Source organism: Mitsuaria sp. TWR114 (assembly GCF_007997345.1).
Genome location: NZ_VOSR01000695.1, coordinates 1 through 863 on the forward strand (window position 1 = coordinate 1; position 863 = coordinate 863).

The 863-nt window shown below is 73.2% G+C and carries 1 protein-coding gene; it reads left to right on the top strand.

Translation table 11 applies throughout. The annotated features are described in order from the left end of the window. Positions 1 to 863, top strand: an 863-nt coding sequence (locus FUT87_RS22560) for an ATP-binding protein (protein ID WP_147242461.1), incomplete at both ends; no start/stop codon positions are given.

Below are 863 nucleotides of genomic sequence, written 5' to 3' on the forward strand. Positions count from 1 at the left end.
GCCCGCATCGAGGCCGGCCGGCTGAGCCTGGAGCCGGGGCCGGTCCGCTTCGACGAGCTGCTGCGCGAGCTGGCCGACATGTTCGAGCCGCAGGCCGCGGCCAAGGGGCTGGGCTTCCGCTTCGAGCCGCAGGGCGCGCTGCCCGGCTGGGTGCGCGCCGACGAGCAGCGGCTGCGGCAGATCCTCATCAACCTGCTGGGCAACGCGATCAAGTTCACCGCCGCGGGCGAGGTCACGCTGCGGGTGCGCCACGGCCGTGAGATGGCGACGCTGGAGATCGCCGACACCGGCCCCGGCATGGACGCCGCGGAGCTGGCGCGCATCTTCGAGCCCTTCGCGCGCGGAACCCGCGGCACCGGTGGCGCGCCGGGCGCGGGACTGGGGCTGACCATCGCGAAGATGCTGACCGAGCTGATGGGCGGCGAGATGTCCGCGACCAGCACGCCGGGCCAGGGCTCGACCTTCCGGGTGCGGCTGTTCCTGCCGGAACTGCACGGCCGCATCTGGGACACGCCGCGCATGCGACGCGTCGCGAAGGAACGCATCGGCCTGGACGGCGCGTCGCCACGGGTGCTGGTGGTCGACAACGAATCGGACGACCGCCAGCTGCTGATCGAACTGCTGGAGCCGCTGGGCTTCACCGTGCGCGAGGCTTGCAGCGGTCACGACGCGCTGGACCTGGTCGCCGCCGGCTGGGTGCCCGACGCGGTGCTGATGGACCTGGCGATGCCGGGCATCGACGGCTGGGAGACGATCCGGCGGCTGCGGCGCATGCTGGGTGACCTGGGCGTGCAGGCGCCCGCCGTGGCGGTGGTCTCGGCCAACGCGTTCGAACGCGGCCAGGACAACGATGCCGGCATCGC